Source organism: Shewanella sp. 10N.286.45.A1 (assembly GCF_041470405.1).
GTDB lineage: Bacteria > Pseudomonadota > Gammaproteobacteria > Enterobacterales > Shewanellaceae > Shewanella.
Window position 1 is genome coordinate 1 of record NZ_JBFRMK010000008.1, and the last position, 20,025, is coordinate 20,025.

The window sequence follows — 20,025 nt, forward strand, 5'->3', positions numbered from 1 at the left end:
ATAACTAAACGGCATAGCCTCCGCCTTACCAAAATAGCTAATAAACTGCGGCAAAAACAACCGTGGAAGATCAACTGTCCCTAATGTAACAAAATCTCTTAGTGGGTCAAAGTTAATCGGTGCTGAGCAGTGTTGATGCAAGTTTTTGGGATTAATTACTGTTCTCGTGCCTAGTAAAATTACTGGTTTTTGTTTTTTGTGCTGAGTATTGCTAGGGAGAAGAATAAATTAACCATTTTTATCAATATAATGTAGAGCGTTAAATTTCTTATATTTATGGCGAATAACAATTCTCATTTTTAGGTTTATGAATGGCATTTAAAGATAATAAAATTAGTAAGTGGTTAGAAGATAATAAATTTAATCAGTGGTTAAAAGGTGATAAATATCATCGTCGCGTTACCTACATGGATGAGGTGCTGGAAAGGGTCGAAAAATCTGAGTCTGTCGATGAATTAACCGGGTTAGTGGACGAATACCAAGCAAAGAAAGGAGACCTTTTTTATAGTTTTCTTTGTAGCCGATCGGTAAATGTTTTGCATAGCTTAATAGTATTAGTACCTGCTAGTTACATTGGTTGGATGTATATAACTTCATTGAAGTCGAGGTATACATATAGCTCCAGTTCAAGTAATGGTTTTATCATTACAGTGGCAACTCTTGCGCTAATGTATCTGCTAGTTAAGTATACTGCTAATTTAAAGAAAGTTAAAAAAGACAAATTTGTAAACTACGTTAATAAGCAAACTAAAGCTGTTTATAACAAGGTGTTGCTGCTGCGGCATGGCGCAACAATGAAATCATTAAGTAGCTCAGCATATCACGATTTTCAGCGTGGCAACTATAGTAACCGTGTTGCTGCTTATAGAGTCGAACTCGGTGATGAATTTGAAGGGGTGAACGCCTTTGCGATTGTTCGCTCTGAGCATACCAACCAAATTAAACGCACTGAAGGCTTTGGTAAGAATAAAAGAGTCTATTACGAGTACAAGACATTCTGGCGTTACGGTGTCGTCATGAGTGGATGCAATCGTCATAAAGGTATAAAAATCTCTAATTCTGGTAGCGTGATTAAATCTGCTGGTTATGAAACCTTTAAACCTTCGCTGATTTCTTTTGATAAAAAATTCTACAGTGAAGGTGAAACTCAGATTGCTGTTGCGCAATTTTTAACGCCAAAGATGATGTTAAATATAGAGGCATTAGCACAGCAGTATAATAATTTAACTATTGAAGCAGATAAGGATGGTCATCTGTTAGTTTCACAGGTTGATGTTGATATTTTACCTCCTCTAGAAGGTTATATTACATTCGATAACTTCACCGAAGAATTGCTCGAAAAAACTTCACTTGAAACCTTTATGCAATATACCCGTAACGTCCATAGTAAAATATATAATTAGGAATTTAACATGTTTGAACAAGTAATAGCTGGCACCATTATAGTGTCTGTCATTGGTACCATCATCGCGCTATATAATAGTATTGTTTTTGAGCATAAATCAGTGCAGCAATCTTGGGACGATGTCATTGTAATAGAAAGACAGCGCATGCGCATTTTGCCTGAATTGGAAAAAGTGCTTCATGAACATAAGTTGTTTGAATCTGACGTATTTAAAAACATCGCAGCACTGAGAAACAGTGTTGAGCAGCTTGATGGTAAAGAGATTGAACCTAGTCGCTGCAGCGAAGTGAGCAATGTCTCTGAACAGTTGATGCAGAGCTTAAGATTTGTGTCTGAAAGTTACCCTGAATTGAAAGCATCAGAGTCATTTAGCAAGAACATGGCAGAGATTGTTAATCAAGAGGAGCACGTTGGGGCTGCACTGCGAGTGTTTAACCAAAACGTTGCTATTTTCAATACGCGGATTGAGAGCTTTCCAAGCAACATGGTCAACGGTGTTTTAAATAGAAAGAAACCCGTCGACAATTTTGTTGATGACTCGGCTGCTAGCACGTTTGATTATTCACCAAATCTATAATACCTATCTGCTGATATATTTTCGATATTAAAAGCCCTTTAAGGGCTTTTTTTTGATGCTTGCAGCGGTTAATTGTCGTCATCTATTTTGGCTGTGTGACGAGCAATAATGCAACGCTGGCTGTTTTTTGAACGAGTTTGACTTGGCATAAATGTTTGATATGTAAACTATGTCACATCTGGGTGTGACACAGTGTCGCACTTGGTTGAGTTTTTATTGAGATCTAACCATGAACCCCTAAAAATCGCTGCATAATTAAAATAAATTTGTCATAGGACTGTTTATGTATCGCTCTGCAGTGATGAGTGCAATTACACTTTCTATAGGCCTTCTGCCTCACTTTCATGTTTACAGTGCCGACGCAAAAATCGACACTCCCCAGCCAGCTCAATTAACAGATAAGTTAATTGAAACAACAGCGGATATGGAGCGGATAGCTATTACTGGCAGCCGTATTTATCGAGAAGAGATGAGCTCTACTGCACCGATGACAGTCTTTACCGCCGCAGACATAGAGAAAAGCGGGGCGACTTCTGTTGATGTATTGCTACAGCGGATGTCAGCCTCAGCGGGTTTTGCAGGTAACCAAACCAACGCTTACTGGACTGAAGGCGGTTATGGTTCAACTCAGGTAAACCTGAGGGGATTAGGGGTTAATCGCACACTAGTGCTACTAAATGGTCGTCGCATGGTCAATAGTGGTACAGGCGCAAACTCATCGGTAGATCTAAATACTATTCCAGTGAGTGTCATTGAACGTATTGAAGTGCTTAAAGATGGCGCTTCTGCTGTTTATGGTGCTGATGCGGTAGCTGGAGTGGTTAATATCATCACTAAGCAGCAAATCGATGGCGTTGAGCTTCAGGCTCGCAGCGGCATCACCGAACAAGGTGACGGTGAGCAATATCAGTTCGATATTGCTTTAGGTCATGTCGGTGATAGAGGCAGTGCATATATCGCAATGAGCTATGACAAAACTCAAGCTGTGGAGATGTTGAGCCGCGCAGCCTGTCCTCTTACTGAGCAAGATGGTGAGTTAGTCTGCAGTGGTAGCTCTGCTTTGCCAGGAGGGCGCGGCTATTTTCTCGATAGCAATGGTAACCCTATCGGTGAAGAGGTAAAGCTTTTACCCGATGGCTCCTCGCCTTATGAAGGTGAGCGAGACAATTATTATCAGTACTTTAATGCGGTGCAACCTAATGAGCGCATTAATCTGTTTGCATACGGTGAATATGATGTCACTGATAACACACAGTTTTATACTGAAGCCATGTTTACCCATAGAAGCTCTCAACTGCCAGCGACTCCGCAAACAGTCTCTGGCATTGTTATTCCCGCTTGGCACGAGTCAAATCCAACTGAACAAGATTTTTTACTTAATAGTCGCAGGTTAGCTGAAGCGCCACGTGAGTTTAATATTCGCGCTGATACTTGGCGTGTGGTTTCAGGTTTTAAAGGTGAGTTAGATAACAGCTGGCAGTGGGATGTCGCGATCAATTACGGCAGTAATAGAGGCTCTTATGAGGTCACCAATGTGATCAACAATGCCAGATTGGCAGAAGCAACTGACTACAGCTTATGTAGTAGCGATCCCAATATTCCCTGTGCTGATATGTGGGGTGAAAACTCACTCACCGCAGAAATGTTGGATTACTTCCTATTTGACATGAAAGACAATGGTGGCAACGAGCAGTTCAGCGTTACCGCCAATGTTACCGGTGATTTGTGGGAGTTACCTGCTGGCACAATGAGCTTCGCCTCCGGTGTAGAGCACCGTAAAGAGAAAGGCTGGAATGATCCCGACCCGCTTAAAATAAGCGGTGATGCTAATACTGCGCAGCAAGATGCGATTAATGGCAGCTACACTGCTGATGAGATTTATTTTGAGGCTTTGGTGCCGCTACTCAGCGATCTACCTTTTGCCAAGCAGGTAGATTTGACCGCAGCTGTTCGCTACTCCTACTTTGACACATTCGGTGGTGATACCAATTATAAGCTTGGTTTACAGTGGGCTGTAAATAACGAGTTGACACTCCGTGCAACGCAATCAACAGCTTTTAGAGTGCCCAATATTCCAGAATTATTTGGTGGTATCGATCAGGGTTACATGAACACTACTGATCCTTGTAGTGAATGGAGTCAACTTGATCCCAACTCTAATCGTTACGCAAACTGTATGGCTGCAAGCGTACCAACAGATTACGTGCAAGAAGGCACGATATTGACTGACCGTGGTGGCAATGCTGATTTGAAGCCGGAGGAGGCTGACACCTTTACCGCTGGTATTGTGTGGAATGTGGCTGTTGTTGAGGGGTTAAGCATTACCCTCGATTACTACAAAATCAGTATTGAAAATGCAATTAACTCGGTCAATGGCTCCAGCAAGCTAGCTGCATGTTACGACAGTAACGGCATGTCTCATCCGTTTTGTAGTGACGAACACTTTACTCGAGACCCACTCACGGGAGAGATCTCGTACTTACAAACTCAACTGGGTAATGCGGCCAATGAGCAGGTGTCTGGTGTTGATATGGCGCTATTTTATCAAAAAGACTTGGGGCGTTTTACAACGAATACGACATGGGAGGTGAGCTATTTAGACCAGTATGACATTCAGACTTATGCTGGAGCTCCTGTAGAGTCTCGTGCTGGAACCATAGGCTATGACGGCAGTTACACCAAGTGGCGCTCAAACTTATACTTTGACGTTAGTGAGGCAAAGTGGCGCTATAGCTACAACATTCAGTATATTGGAGCCGCGGATGATCAATATGCAAATCAGGGGGATATTGGCGACAGCGTAGATGCGGTGGCATACCATAACCTCCAAGTACGCTACCAACTTAATGATGCTATTGCCTTAACGGGAGGAGTTGATAATCTGTTTGATAAAGCGGCGCCATATCACCAGAGTTATACCGATGGCAATACCAATACCATGACCTATGACCTGATGGGACGTCGATACTACTTTGCGTTCAGCTGGTCGTTATAAAACAGCTACCATATTGATTAGCTTAGCGAATAATCCGAGATGTAAATAGGGACTGTTATTACATTGCGTTCATTTAAAATTAAGTTGTCTGCCCATCAACTACATCGTTGGCTGATGCTACTTCTAGCAATACCTATCTCGATTTGGGCGCTAACGGGTAGCTATTTCGTCCTCATGGATCTTGGTTATATTCGAAGTGATCATATCAAGGCTGCTGAAGTTGATTATTTGGCTGCAGGCGTGCTCGGTTATTCGATTAAAGAGGTTTATCAGCGTTACCCTGAGGCTGAAGCTATTAGCCTTAAAGTCCTGAGCCAGCGAAGCTATTATCAACTCAAGCTAAAGGGTGAAACACTGTTAATTGATGCTAGCAATGGCAAGCTAGTTGACTTGTTGAGTAAGCAGCAAGCTATTGCGATAGCACGGCGATTGCAGCATCAACAGTCAATTTCACCGGCTGCCAAGCTACTGCAGATAACATTCATCAGCGAGGATCCACCTAGCGAACTTGCCAAGCGGCACCTGCCTGTTTGGAAAATTGAGTTTGATGATAGTGTCAGCAGTACCTTGTATATATCAGCCAAGGGTGGCGAGGTTGTTACCCGCAGGCACGATTATTGGAGGCTGTTCGATCTGTTCTGGAAATGGCACATTATGGATTACGATGATGGTGAGGCTATTGATAATAAGTTACTGTTAACAACAGCGCTTATCTCCATCATAGCTGTTGCCGCAGGACTACTTTTAGTCTGGCAGCGCAGACGGAGATACCTGTAATGCAGACTAAGTCCGTTAGACGTTGGATTAGAGTGCTACATTACTGGCTCGGCGTAATTGTGAGTCTGCAGCTACTGATATGGTTAATCACAGGCGTATACTTCAACCTAACACCCCATGATGAGCTAAAAGGTATGGTTTACAACCATAGTCATCATATCGAGCCAAAAGCGCTTAAAATTGATCCTGAGCGCCTGCTTAGTGCTGAAGAAGTATTAGCCTTATCTCCAAACAACACTGTTGAGCAGCTTACATTACAGATGATTGCTGGGCAGCCCGTTTACATGCTTGATAACCAAGTTCAACGCTATCAACACCAATGCCAGCAGCAATCGTTACGCCATGCCTATAGCGGTAAGCCCTTTGTTATCGATCGGCATATTGCTACTCAATTAGCATTAAACAGTTATATGGGGCCTGGAGAGTTTATTAGCATCAATAAGCTTGAAAAGGCTCACACTGAGTGGCCTAAACAGTGTAATCCGATGTGGCAAGTTAATATGGCGGATGAGCTAGAAACTCGGATCTATATTAATGCCGTTAATGGTCAGCTTATTGGCCACAAGAATCAGCAAACACAGGTTGCTGACTTTATGTTTAAACTGCACTTTATGGATTACTTACATCAAGGCAGTTTCAACAACCCCTTTAGTTGGTTATTTGGCTTGATGATGCTGATTTTATCGCTAACAGGTTTGTATTGGGTGATTGAGAATCTAATAATGAAGCGGTATAGAGTATGAAGGAAATTAAAACCATAAAATAAAAAACCGTAATGCTTATGCCTTACGGTTTTTAGTTGTTAATTAGATTAAGATCTAGCCGTTATTACCTTGCTACAATAACGTGATCTAGCGAATCGATATCTAATGACAAGATAGATTTCGAGTCATAGTCAAAGAGCAGTATTTGTCCTGATGAGGTTTTAATCATTTCTCTTATTGCGACGCCTTTATTTAAATCACCTTTATTAAAATAATCCAGATCCCCTAAAAGGCTACGTACACCACTAGTGCGATCAATAGAAAATAATTGTTGGTCTGCATCTACAACCAGAATTCTATTGTTTTCACTGTCAAACGTCATCGCATGAATTTCATTATCTGTTGGATTATCAGCGTTAGGTATACCTGCGTTATCTGAAAGAACAGTAAAAGCAGAACCATCCAATGGTTTGATTAAAATACGGTTTTCATCAGCGATGATTAACGCATCGTTGACGGTATCAAGTGTTGAATTAAATGGATATTCAAAACCATTGTCATCGTGCTGCATGAATATGGAAATCGTATTAGTATCAAGTTCATACTGGTAAACGTGGGATTCGTCATCATCCAGTATAAATAAGCGGTTATTGACTGCGTCAAACTCTAATCCTGCAGCGTAAACGTCTTCACCTATATCGCTGCCCACATTCGCATCAATTAGTGTTCTTACTCCGGTGGTGATATCTACAGCGGTGAGTTTGAATTCGTCTCCCATGACTAACAAACGGTTATTATTTTCGTCCAAAACTGCAAAATGGACTTCAATAATTGGGTTACTAGCATCAGGGTAGGTTGAGCTAGTTAATAGTGATTTAGTACCGGTAGCTACATCGACTTTAAATATTTCCTCATGGTTGTCATCTGTTACGTAAATTGTACTCCCATCAGCACTTTCAATCATTTTAGTGACCGAACTAAAAACAATATCAGTATCGCCAGTATAACCATGTGTTAAAGGGCTGCGGCTGCCGTCAGTGCCATTAATTTGAGTGATAATCTCTCGATCATCATCCCATGTATAGGCAACATGTTTGTCATCATCCCATCGAATAGAACTGATTTCTTTGAGAATGAGTTCGCCGTCAGGTGTTGAGTCATCAGAAAGTGTCGCAAACGCACTTGATACGACATCAATGGTGGTAACTGATTTTCTGCCTTTACTGGAAAGTATACGATTATTGGTTGGGTCGTAAGTTATTGATCCTGCTGAAGTAAAGTCATAGGTATACAAGTCGTCAGCGCGGGTGCCGTCCGTCATTGATACAGAATACAAACCTGAATATAAATCCATGACCCACAGTTTGTTATTATCGTGATCGATTGTCATTGCATAGGGTCTGGCGAAAATATTATCATTATCAGGCACACCTTGACCTGAAAATAAAGTACGTGCGCCAGTGGACAAGTCGATACTTAAAATTCGGTCATCATTGCCAGAACCGTCATACTGTAATGCAAATAGACGATTATTGTCCGCATCTATCGCCATTTCAATAATGCTATTATCACTTACAGGGTAGTCTGTATTTGGAATGACATCATTTGAAAATATTGTTTTTGCCCCTGTCGTTAAACTTACCGCCACGATATGATTTTCAAGAGTGTCAGATATTAATAATCGATCTCGCGCTCTATCAATCACTAAAGCTTGTGGAACAGTAAATTCAATAAAGTCTTCACCAAGATTATCATCAGCAATGATTTTGACCGAACCATCAGTTTTTGAAACGACATAAACGCTGTCATTAGATGAATCAACTAAGAAGATTTCATCACCGCTTTCTTCCACTTTCATATCATTGACATAACTAATTATTGGGCCAACATTTTTTAAGTTGATTGAAGCTGCGTTGGTATTTTCGTTCCCCCATTCATCCTCAACAGCTACTGTGATGGTATTGTCTAGGTGGCTTAATGGAATACTTGCAGTCCAAGTTGCGTAATCATCATCGCTGCTGGCATCTACGCCATTAACTGACACAGAATCAATGCGACTTACATCAGTACTCGTTCCACGAATGGTATAACTGCTTTCAGTTGTTAAACTGTTATTTATCGGGAAGGTTATGGTTGCTGTAGGGGCATCGAAATCATTGTTACCTGAATCAAAATCTTCGCCGTTACAAACGTATTCAGTCACTGATATTTCGTTATTATCGAGTACACCACTTCGGTTCGTATCTAAACCACTATCGATACGCTTACCTCCTGCGACACAGTTTGCCCCTGCGACTTCTGTCGTAATCTTGATTAAACTATTGAAACCGTCAGAGCCATCGATGCTATTACAGATAAACTCTGTTGCAGTAATTTCGCCACTGTCTAAAACGCCACTTAGGTTGCTATCAAGACCCGTATCTATACGCATGCCGCCGGCAGTACAGTTTGCTCCAACGGGTTCAGTTGTAATATCAATTAAACTATCAGAACCATCAGAACCATCAGAACCGTCAGAACCGTCAGAACCGTCAGAACCGTGGCAAATATAAGTCGTTAATGTAATTTCATCTGCGCTTAAAGATAAGTTATTATTGGTATCTAAGCCCATATCAAGCTTTTGGCCGCCAGCGGGACATTGACTACCAGCAGGTTCTATAGTGACATTGATTAAGCTATTAAACCCATCACTACCGTCAGTACCATCAGTACCATCAGTACCATCAGTACCGTCAGTACCATTACATACATAACGAGTTTGGCTCCGCTCATTCGATGCTAATAGGCCATCTTTATCTGTATCCATACCTGTGTATATGGCGATACCACCATTAGCACATGCAGATCCAATATTTAGGTTTTCAGTTTCTAAAAGAACTGTTAGGCCATCTGAGCCGTTACAAATATATTCTGTTGAGGTTATTTCATCATCATCAAGATTAGCGTTGCCGTTAATATCGAAACCTAAATTAATCTGGGTTCCTGCTGCATCACAACTATTACTGCTGGTTACTGCAAAACTATTTACAAATACTGCAGATACAGGCTCTTTGTCTATTGGTGTTTCATCTATGTCGGGAGTGCTGTCGCTGCTCCCGCCACAAGCTGATAAGAATATCGATAAGCTTGCTGCTCCAATCCAATGTTTCATAACATTCCTTGATTGTGGTGATAATATCGCCGAGCGCCTTGGTTCTAGATAATTACTTGGCTCTGAGTGCTTTATTATTTGTTGTTATGCCATAACAAATGTTATTGGCGGAATAGTGTGCGCTGCCTAAAAAGGTTTGAATATTAATTAAGTGAACGCTAAAGTTGTTTTGTAAATAAATCAGTTAATTAGCAAGGGATTGTAACAAGTTGGTAAAACCGTCTCAACAGATTGCTAACTAGTTGGATGAGTGAGCTAGAGGCAATTTACGCTTTGAATGAACGAGATTGTAGCTATGTGTAAAACGGCCAAAAAGAAGGATGTTTGAGTGATTATTTTGACCTAATTTAAGTTGCTGATGTAAAAAAGTTAATAACAAAAAAGGCTAATCATTACTGATTAGCCTTTTTTAATACAACGAATTAAGAATCGCTTCTTAGTTCATGCCGTATTTTCTGGTTTGGTGCTTTTTGTGTTTTTGTGCGTTCGATGTTGTTCGGGTTTTATCTTTTAAGTTGCTAATTATCATGTGGTTACGGATAATGTTGTTCGGGGCTGTTTGTATGTGTTTTTCTTCGTCAAGCAAACGGTGTGTAGCACGGTGTGTAGCAAACTAGGATTGATATGGCGGCTATTAATAAGTTATCCGACACATTCTTGCGTAAGATTGTGGGCAAACCTTATGTGGGGAAAGCTGTCATTGCAGATGGTGATGGGCTATCTGTTCGTATATCAAAAACAGGCGTAATTGGCTGGGTTTTTAGATACCGACTTGGTGGTCGGGAGACTAACCCTAAGTGGGCTAGTTTGGGTAAATACCCTGAAACTTCAATTAAACAAGCTAGAGCTAAACGAGATCAGTGTCGAGAATGGTTAGATAACGGCGAAGATCCTGTTATTCAGTTATCACTTGTCAAAGTGAAACGTAAAGAAGCGGTCACAGTTAAAGATGCGCTTGAATATTGGCTGGTGGAATATGCCTTAGAGCATCGAAAAAACGTTGATAAGACAAAAGCCCAATTTGAACGCCATTTATACCCCTATATTGGAAAGTATCCTTTAGAGAAAACCACTAAACCGCAATGGTTGGAATGTTTTGACCGAATTAAGAAGGGTATCCCTAATGAACGAAAGGGAGCCCCAGTCGCAGCAGGTCAAGTCTTGCAAGGGGCAAAGCAAGCATTGTTATTTTGTAGAAAAAGAGAGTATGCCACCAGCTACGTTATTGATGACTTAACGACAACAGACGTTGGTAAGAAGCAAAATAAGCGAGATAGGGTGCTTAATGAGGTCGAATTACAAGATGTTATTGATAACGTGAAAACAGCAGCGTTTAAAAATTACTATAGCAATCTAATTTGGTTACTGATTGTATTCGGTGCGCGAACCCAAGAGATTCGCTTATCAACCTGGAAAGAATGGGACTTTGAAAAAGGGTTATGGACCGTACCTAAAGCCAATAGTAAGACTGCAGAGTTGATTATACGTCCAATACCTAAAAGCATGTATCCATGGCTTAAAAGGCTAAAAGCTAAACATCAGAAGTCAGGGTATGTGTTGGGTGAATTAAAGAACTCTGAAGCTGTTAGCGCATATGGTGGCTCCATTTGGAAAAAGCTTGGACATGAAGATAAGTGGACGTTTCATGACTTTAGAAGAACATTGGCAACTCGGCTTAGTGATATAGGCGTCGCGCCACATATTGTTGAGCATCTATTAGGTCATTCTATTAGCGGCGTAGCAGGGATCTACAACCGCAGTCAGTATATAGATGAAAAGACGATAGCACTTGATAAATGGTTGAATGTCACTGGCTTAATAGACAGTGAAATCGAACTATTAAAAACTCAAATTAATAATTAGGAGTGATTATGTCAGCAGTTAAGGTTTCAATGTTAGCCGTTGGTAATGTTGATGAATTTGAAGTGACTTTAGAGTCGATTGAAAATAGGCGCTCGTTTGATAAGAGGTTAAGTGCCCCATGTGCGGTGTCAACATCGCCAAGTAGCATTCTGAGTTCTTTAAAAGTCATATGTGATGGCAAACACATGTATGGTTACATAGCTTATGATTCAGATGATGGTGAACTTATCACTTCACCAACAAGAATGGTGTCTTTGTTAAAGGAGCTTGGATATCAAGTATTTTTATCGCCTGAATTTGAAGCGGCCAAGTTAGCTGATGACGTGCCACTGACTACTGAACAGGAGCGAGAGCAAGCGGCATATGAAAAGGAAATGGAAGGGGTCATATATTAGTTTTTGAGTTGAACTTACTAACAAGATGGTTGTATATCAGTGTCTAAATGTCTTGTTATCAATTTAATTGTATCTTTCTGATCTGTATGCACATCTGTAATAACAATTTGGTGATTCTTCAATTTTTACAGAGTATGATTATATTCAATTCAGTAAAAATGATTGCAGCGCTGCGAGGGAATGATGGCATCGGATAAACAGAGTCAAAGCTCAGAAATAAAATCAGTAAATTTTAGCTTTCTCGAATCATATGATCCCATATTCATTGACTTAGCCAGCAGTGCTGAGCGTGCTTTTACTAGCGATCCGAATACGACATTGATAAAGCTTCGTCAGTTAGGTGAAGCAATGGCTCAAGATATTGCCGCTAGATGTGGTATTGAGTTTGATGATAAAACGACCCAAGCCGATCTGCTTTATAAAATTCACCGCGACCTTAATTTAGAACCCGTAGTCCGCCAGCTATTTCATTCTTTAAGAATCGAAGGTAATAAAGCGACTCATCAGTTTAGAACCCAACATAAAGAAGCGTTAGAAGGATTAAAGCTAGCTCGCAGTTTAGCAATATGGTTTCACCATGCCTTTGGCAATCTTAAGTCATCATTTAAAGCTGGCCCGTTTGTCCCGCCTCAAGATCCCAGTAAAGAATTACAAGATTTACAAACTCAAATTGAACAGCTACGTAGCGAATTAAACGATAACCACCAGCAGTTAACGGATAATAAACAGCTAACCGAATTAATCGCCCGTGAAAAAGAAGAGTATGCAGTCCTTGCTGAACAAATGGATGCAGAAGCCCGCGCACTATCAAAGCAAGCCATTGAGCATGAAGCTGCACTAGAACAACAAAAAAGTCAGTTTGAGTCACGCATTAAAGCGCTTCAAGCTGAACTAGCACAGCAAGCGCAAACCGACAGTAAAGCAGCCAGTAAAAATAGGTCAACCTTAAGTAAGCAAGCGAGTAACGCGGGCATTCAAATTGAGTTGAGCGAAGAGTTAACGCGAGTGCTCATTGACCAGCAACTCAACGAGGCAAAGTGGACTGCTGATACGCAAAGATTAGATTACGGTAAGGGTACGCGGCCTGAAAAAGGTAAAAATCTCGCTATTGCTGAATGGCCAACATTACATCAAGGTCAAAAAGGACGAGCTGATTATGTATTGTTTTGTGGCTTAACCCCTGTCGCAGTGGTTGAAGCAAAAAAAGAGAACACCAATGTCGCAGGTAAAATAACTCAAGCTGAGCGCTACTCTAAAGGCTATAAACTGTCGTTACCTCAACAAGGGGCATGGGAGTTAGAAGGGCGAACCATTGCATGGCCTGATGAAGATGAAGGCCATTACCATATTCCCTTTGTGTATTCATGTAACGGCAGGCCGTATAACAAGCAACTGGCTGAATTATCGGGTACTTGGTTTCGAGATACGCGCAAGCCCAGCAATACTAAAAAGGCATTGCAGCAGTTTCATTCGCCAGATGGCTTACTAGATAAGTTAAAACGTAGCCGTGAAGACGCAGAAAAATTACTTCAACAAGAAGGTTTTGATTACCTTGGCTTACGTGATTATCAGCAAAAAGCTATTACAGCAGTCGAATCAGCTTTAGAGCAAGATAACACCCAATGCCTGCTAGCTATGGCAACGGGCACAGGTAAAACCCGTACCATTATCGGCTTAATGTACCGATTTTTAAAAGCTGAACGATTTAGACGTATTTTATTTCTCGTTGATAGAACCGCATTAGGTGAACAGGCTTGTGACTCATTTGACGAAGCCAAGCTTGAACAAAATAAAGTGCTGTCGTCTATCTATAATATTGCCGAATTAGGCGATATGGCCAGTGAAGCCGAAACCCGTATTCAAGTAGCGACTGTGCAAGCCATGGTAAAGCGCATCTTTATGTCTGATACACCGCCGCCACTTGATGAATTTGACTGTATTATTGTTGATGAAGCCCATCGAGGCTATGCGCTAGATCAGCAAATGACAGAAGGTGAATTGGCCACACGTGACGCTAGCCAATACTTGTCTAGTTACCGTCGTGTGCTCGATTATTTTGATGCGGTGCGTATCGGTTTAACAGCAACTCCCGCCAAACATACCAGTGAGATTTTTGGTAAGCCCGTATACACCTACAGTTATCGTGAAGCGGTGGCTGATGATTGGCTTATCGACCATGAACCACCTATTCGATATGAAACCTTATTAAACAAAAATGGCATCAAGTTCGAAAAAGGCGAAACCATCAGTGCTATTAATACGCAAACAGGTGAAATCGAAACAGCCGATTTAGAAGATGAGTTAACGTTCGAAGTTGAATCATTTAATAAGCGGGTGATTACCGAGTCATTTAATGAGGTTATTTGCCAAGAGTTAACCAAAGAATTAGATCCATTAGGCGATGAGAAAACTTTGATTTTCTGTGCCACAGATGTTCATGCTGACATGGTAAAACGCCTATTAGATAAAGCATTCATTGGTATATATGGTGATGATTACAATCAAGCTGCAGTGGCTAAAATAACAGGTCAAAGTGACAAGGTAAGCCAGCTTATTCGTCAGTATAAAAATGAACGATACCCTAATATCGCCATTACCGTTGACCTACTATCAACGGGTATCGATGTCCCTAAGATTTGTCATTTAGTGTTTTTACGCCGCGTTAAGTCGCGCATTTTGTACGAACAAATGATGGGGCGTGCGACTCGTCGTTGCGATGATATCGGCAAAACCGCATTTAAGATTTATGACCCTGTTGATATCTATACTGCACTTGAAGCCGTCAATACCATGAAGCCGATAGTGAAAGACCCAAAAATCACCCTTGAACAGCTGGTGGATGAGTTAAGTGATGATAACCAATTAACACAAGCACTAGACGCACCAGGTGAGCAAGAGGGGACAAGCCATGCTGATGATGTACTTAATCAGCTTGGCCAAAAAGTCATGCGCGTCATGCGTAAAGCTGTAAAAAGGGCAGAGAATAAACCTGAACTCAAAGCCAAGCTCGATCAACTTGAGGGTATATGGGGCGTCGCTCCAGATAAGCTCCACCAGCACTTACATCAAATTGGGCCTAAAGAGGCATCGCAATTTTTTAAACAACATAAATGCTTAATCAATCAGTTAGCCGAGGTGCGTTATTTAGTTGGCAGTGACGCTATGCCAATTATCTATGGCGGTAACGATGAACTAATAAGTCGTCAGCAAAACTATGGCGTACACGAAAAGCCCGCTGATTATCTTGAAAGCTTCAATCACTTTATTAAGAAAAACATCAACCAATCAGCCGCCTTATCTGTGGTGGTTAATCGCCCTAAAGACTTAACCCGTGAACAACTTAAAGAAGTTAAGCTGTTACTTGATGAAGCAGGCTATAGCGAGACACATTTACAAAGCGCATGGCGTAAAAATACCAACCAAGACATTGCTGCCAGTATTATCGGTTATATCCGCCAAGCCGCATTAGATGAAGCATTAATTCCCTTTGAACAACGGGTCAATAAAGCCATGCAACGCATTTACAGCGAACATGAGTGGAACCCAAACCAACGTAAGTGGCTTGAGCGCTTAGCAAAGCAATTAGTGCATGAGGCTGTGATAGATAAGGCATTTGTAAACCAACGTTTTGCAGACCAAGGCGGTGCTAAGCGATTTAACAGCGTACTTGATGATCAGCTCGATACAATTATCAATGAGCTCAACGAATACCTTTGGCAGGTCGGTTAGCACTTAATTTGAGGGTGTGGCACAGAGATATGTATAAATATTCGCATTTTCTATACGTATAAATCTAACCTGTATAGATATCGCTGTTTTCTATACATGTTGCTATTGATGTTGATGCAATCGACATAACAACTCAAAATACGTAACACATGTCGATTTAATCAGATTTTATAAACATGTTTGCTTTACATGTCGATTGAATCGACATAAGCTCATTGTAATATCTATTTATGTCGATAAATGAAGGTTTTTTAAACATGAAATGGCAAGCTGAACAAGCATACAACCATTTACCCCCACTACCGCTAGAGAGCGACCTTGGGGAGTTAGCCGAAACCTTACCCATACTTAAAGCCTGTATTCCAGCCCGCGCCGCCCTTGCTGAGTTAAAGCAAGCAGGTGAGCTATTACCAAACCAAGGGTTACTGATTAATGTACTACCACTACTTGAAGCACAAGGCAGTAGTGAGATTGAAAACATTGTCACCACGACTGACAAACTGTTTCAGTACGCGAACGAGGATAGTCAAGCCGACCCCATGACTAAAGAGGCGCTTCGCTACCGTACTGCCCTTTACCAAGGCTTTACCGAACTGACCAGCAGGCCTTTATGTGTCACCACTGCGCTAGAGATCTGCAGCACCATTAAATCGGCTCAGATGGATATACGCAAAGTGCCTGGAACTAGCTTAACCAATCAGGCTACGGGGCAAGTTATCTATACGCCACCAGCAGGCGAGAACGTTATTCGTGACTTACTAAGCAACTGGGAAGCCTTTTTACACAATCAAGATGATGTTGACCCACTGATAAAAATGGCCATGGCCCATTACCAGTTTGAAGCAATACATCCATTTATTGATGGTAATGGCCGAACAGGGCGCGTGCTCAATATTCTTTACCTAATTGACCAGCAACTGCTTAGTGCGCCTATCCTGTATCTAAGCCGATACATAGTAGCGAATAAGCAAGATTACTATCGCTTGCTGCTAAACGTGACTACTAAGCAAGAGTGGCAGCCCTGGATCATCTTTATCCTTAATGCTGTAGAGCAAACCGCTAAGTGGACCACCCATAAGATAGCTGCAGCCCGTGAGCTTATCGAGCACACCACAGAGCATGTACGTCAGCAGTTACCTAAAATCTACAGCCATGAGCTAGTCCAAGTGATTTTCGAGCAGCCATACTGCCGCATTCAAAACCTAGTCGAAAGTGGCTTAGCAAAACGTCAAACCGCTTCAGTCTACTTAAAGCAGCTCTGTGATATTGGTGTGCTTGAAGAGGTGCAATCGGGCAAAGAGAAGCTATTTGTTCACCCTAAATTTGTCACCCTAATGACCCAAGATAGCAATCAGTTTAGCCCGTACTTTGATGCCAGTAATTAACGGGTAAGTAATTAAACCAATTTATGTAAAGAGTGCAGCAAATTAACCTGCAGCAATCATTAGCCGAAATTAAACAATTGAGAATCTAAATGAACAACAACGACATTGTACAAAAACTGTGGAACCTCTGTGACGTACTGCGTGACGATGGCATTAACTATTCTGACTACGTAACCGAGCTAGTCTTGCTGCTATTCATTAAAATGGTCCATGAAAACAGTGAAGCGGGCTTACTCAATAAGCACACCTTACCAACAGGCTGCTGCTGGACAGACTTAAGCGACAAAGACGGCTTAAACCTGCTTGATGACTATAAGCGTATGTTACTGACCTTATCGACAGGTAAAGACAGCGACGGTAACACCCTCCACGCCGACCCATTGATACTCGCCATTTATGCAGATGCGCAAACACGCCTGCGTGAGCCACGCCATTTAAAGCAATTAATTAAGTCATTAGATTCAATAGACTGGTTTAGTGCCCAAAAAGATGGTCTAGGCGACTTGTACGAAGGCCTACTAGAAAAGAACGCTAACGAGACTAAATCAGGTGCAGGCCAATACTTTACCCCGCGTGCGTTAATTGACTCAATGGTACGGGCTATTAACCCACAAGCAGGCGAAGTCATTCAAGATCCTGCCGCAGGTACCGCAGGCTTTTTGATTGCAGCCGACAGCTACATTAAAGCGCAAACCGATGATCACTTTGACTTAGACGCTAAGCAGGTCGAGTTTCAAAAGAACAACGCCTTTGTTGGTGTCGAGTTAGTGCCATCTACTCGCCGCTTAGCCTTAATGAACTGCTTATTACATGGCATGGAAGGCGATGAAGAAGGCGTAGTGCATCTAGGTAACGCGCTAGGCCAAGTCGGTGCTGCACTACCAAAAGCCGATATTATCTTGGCTAACCCGCCTTTTGGTACCAGCAAGGGTGGTGATGCCTCTATTACTCGTGACGATTTAACTTATCCCACCAGCAATAAACAGCTAGCGTTCTTGCAGCACATCTACCGTAACTTAAAAGCTGGTGGCCGCGCCGCCGTGGTATTGCCAGATAACGTGTTGTTTGAAGCGGGCGTCGGTACCGATATCCGTCGCGATTTAATGAACAAATGCAACCTGCATACTATTTTGCGTTTACCGACAGGTATCTTCTACGCCGCAGGTGTTAAGACCAATGTGCTGTTTTTTACTAAAGGCTCAGAAGCCGACAAACACCAAGAAGAAAACTGCACCGCTAACACTTGGGTTTATGACTTACGTACCAACATGCCCAGCTTTGGTAAACGTACCCCATTCGGATCGCAGCATTTAACCCCATTTGAGGCTGTGTATAACATAGTATTAGCAGAGCGAAAAGAGGGCGAGTGGAGCTTTGTTTCAGATACACAAAATGGCAATAAAGATACTTCTCGTTGGAAATGCTTTAGCCGTAAATATATCAGCGAGACTAAAGGTGACTCACTGGACATCTCATGGGTCAAAGATGCCGATAGTGTCGATGCTGCTGATCTAGGTACACCAGAAGAGCTAGCGGGTGAAGCCATGACTGAGCTTAAAGGGGCTTTGGCGGATCTTGAAGCTTTAGTTAAGTCGTTAGGCTCTGAAAAGAAATCAGGGGTGAAGGGATGAGTGAATTTGGTTTATTGCCTGATGGATGGCTTGATACGCAGCTAGGTCAAATTGTTGATTATGGTAAAGCAACTAAGAAAACGCTGGACGATGTAGAGTCTGAAACTTGGATTCTTGAATTGGAAGACATCGAAAAGAATTCATCTAAGCTTCTTAAAAAAGTTAATGCTTCTGAGCGTCCTTTTAAAAGTACAAAGAATGCCTTTAAAAAAGGTGATGTACTCTATGGCAAACTGCGTCCATATTTAAATAAGGTGCTAATTGCAGAAGATGACGGTGTCTGTACTACGGAAATTATCCCCATTGATTCGGAGCCTTACTGTTCTAACAACTACCTTTTTTACTGGTTAAAAGGTTCTAAGTTTTTACATTATGTTGATGATGTCAGTTACGGTGTCAACATGCCTAGGCTTGGAACTAAAGATGGTAATGCAGCACCATTTCGTTTACCCCCACTAGCCGAACAAAAAGTCATTGCCGACAAGCTGGATGAGCTGCTGGCGCAGGTGGAAAGCACCAAAGCCCGCCTCGATGCCATCCCCGCCATCTTAAAATCATTCCGCCAATCCGTCCTCGCTGCCGCAGTCAGTGGCAAATTGACGGAGGAGTGGCGTGGTGAGAACCAGATTATAGAAAGCTCGAAAAATTTGAAGGTACGTTGGCTATCTGAACGTATAAATAATTTTGAGCAACTACAACAAGATTTGGTTTCTAACGGCACAATTAAGCGCCCCCGAAAGTTTAAAGAGCCTATAGCGCCTGACACAGAAACAGAACAAGTCAATATTGCTCCTGAATGGGAATTAGTGAGCGTTTCAGAGTTCGCTGAATGTCTTGATAGCATGAGAATCCCAGTAAAAAAAGAACAAAGAGAATCAGCAAAAGGCCTTTACCCTTATTTCGGAGCAAACGGTGAAGTAGATAAGGTTGATGAGTATATATTTGATGATGAATTGGTCATGGTAACTGAAGATGAAACATTTTATGGCCGAGTAAAACCAATAGCATATCGATACAGTGGTAAGTGTTGGGTTAATAATCATGCTCACGTATTGAAAGCACCTACGAAAGTTGCAAATGATTATTTATGCTACTCGCTAATGTATTACAAAGTCATTCCATGGTTATCAGGTACTACAGGGCGTGCCAAGTTAACTCAAGCTGCACTAAATAGTTTGCCTATAGGACTTCCTCCTGAAGTTGAACAAACCGAAATCGTCCGTCGTGTCGAAGAGCTGTTTACCTTTGCTGATAAAGTTGAGGCTCAGGTTAATGAAGCACAGCTACGTGTTAACAACCTCACCCAGTCGATACTCGCTAAAGCCTTCAGAGGCGAACTAACCGCTGATTGGCGCACCGCTAACCCTGAATTGATATCAGGTGAAAACAGCGCTGAAGCCCTGCTTGAGCGCA

Annotated in this window: 12 protein-coding genes; 11 read left to right on the forward strand and 1 reads right to left on the reverse strand. The window is 41.8% G+C overall.

The window, feature by feature from the left end; translation table 11 throughout:
- The first annotated feature begins 311 nt into the window (after positions 1-311).
- The 5 genes from AB4238_RS00550 to AB4238_RS00570 all read left to right on the forward strand — a co-directional run bounded on the left by AB4238_RS00550 (position 312) and on the right by AB4238_RS00570 (position 6,497).
- On the forward strand, positions 312-1,403 hold the full coding sequence (locus tag AB4238_RS00550; RefSeq protein WP_372030611.1) for a hypothetical protein: 1,092 nt from the start codon (positions 312-314) through the stop codon (positions 1,401-1,403).
- Positions 1,404-1,412: 9 nt separating this feature from the next.
- On the forward strand, positions 1,413-1,982 hold the full coding sequence (locus AB4238_RS00555; protein ID WP_372030612.1) for a LemA family protein: 570 nt from the start codon (positions 1,413-1,415) through the stop codon (positions 1,980-1,982).
- A gap of 283 nt (positions 1,983-2,265) precedes the next feature.
- The gene (locus AB4238_RS00560; RefSeq protein WP_372030613.1) at positions 2,266-4,977 is read left to right on the forward strand and encodes a TonB-dependent receptor; all 2,712 of its coding nucleotides are present in this window, start codon (positions 2,266-2,268) and stop codon (positions 4,975-4,977) included.
- Positions 4,978-5,040: 63 nt separating this feature from the next.
- Positions 5,041-5,754: a peptidase gene (locus AB4238_RS00565; RefSeq protein ID WP_372030614.1), complete on the forward strand. Its 714-nt coding sequence runs from the start codon at positions 5,041-5,043 to the stop codon at positions 5,752-5,754.
- Positions 5,754-6,497 carry a PepSY domain-containing protein gene (locus tag AB4238_RS00570; protein ID WP_372030615.1) on the forward strand — a complete coding sequence of 248 codons (744 nt, stop codon included), beginning with the start codon at positions 5,754-5,756 and terminating at the stop codon, positions 6,495-6,497. Before AB4238_RS00565 ends, AB4238_RS00570 begins: the two co-directional genes overlap by 1 nt.
- 85 nt (positions 6,498-6,582) lie before the next feature.
- Here AB4238_RS00570 and AB4238_RS00575 read toward each other — a convergent pair whose 3' ends face one another.
- Positions 6,583-9,609, reverse strand: a complete 3,027-nt coding sequence (locus AB4238_RS00575; protein WP_372030616.1) for a hypothetical protein — start codon at positions 9,607-9,609, stop codon at positions 6,583-6,585.
- Between the two features lie 624 nt (positions 9,610-10,233).
- Between AB4238_RS00575 and AB4238_RS00580 the strand changes: the two genes are divergently transcribed.
- The 6 genes from AB4238_RS00580 to AB4238_RS00605 form a co-directional block, all read left to right on the forward strand.
- A complete protein-coding gene (locus tag AB4238_RS00580) occupies positions 10,234-11,472 on the forward strand; it encodes a tyrosine-type recombinase/integrase (RefSeq protein ID WP_372030617.1) in 1,239 nt (412 codons plus the stop codon).
- Positions 11,473-11,480: 8 nt separating this feature from the next.
- Positions 11,481-11,867, forward strand: a complete 387-nt coding sequence (locus tag AB4238_RS00585) for a hypothetical protein (RefSeq protein WP_372030618.1) — start codon at positions 11,481-11,483, stop codon at positions 11,865-11,867.
- 183 nt (positions 11,868-12,050) lie between these two features.
- On the forward strand, positions 12,051-15,596 hold the full coding sequence (gene hsdR, locus AB4238_RS00590; RefSeq protein ID WP_372030622.1) for a type I restriction-modification system endonuclease: 3,546 nt from the start codon (positions 12,051-12,053) through the stop codon (positions 15,594-15,596).
- 257 nt (positions 15,597-15,853) lie between these two features.
- On the forward strand, positions 15,854-16,981 hold the full coding sequence (fic, locus tag AB4238_RS00595) for a protein adenylyltransferase Fic (RefSeq protein ID WP_372030619.1): 1,128 nt from the start codon (positions 15,854-15,856) through the stop codon (positions 16,979-16,981).
- 89 nt (positions 16,982-17,070) lie between these two features.
- A complete protein-coding gene (locus AB4238_RS00600) occupies positions 17,071-18,612 on the forward strand; it encodes an N-6 DNA methylase (RefSeq protein WP_372030620.1) in 1,542 nt (513 codons plus the stop codon).
- On the forward strand, positions 18,609-20,025 hold a 1,417-nt coding region (locus tag AB4238_RS00605), incomplete at its 3' end, for a restriction endonuclease subunit S (protein ID WP_372030621.1). The genes AB4238_RS00600 and AB4238_RS00605, both read left to right, overlap by 4 nt.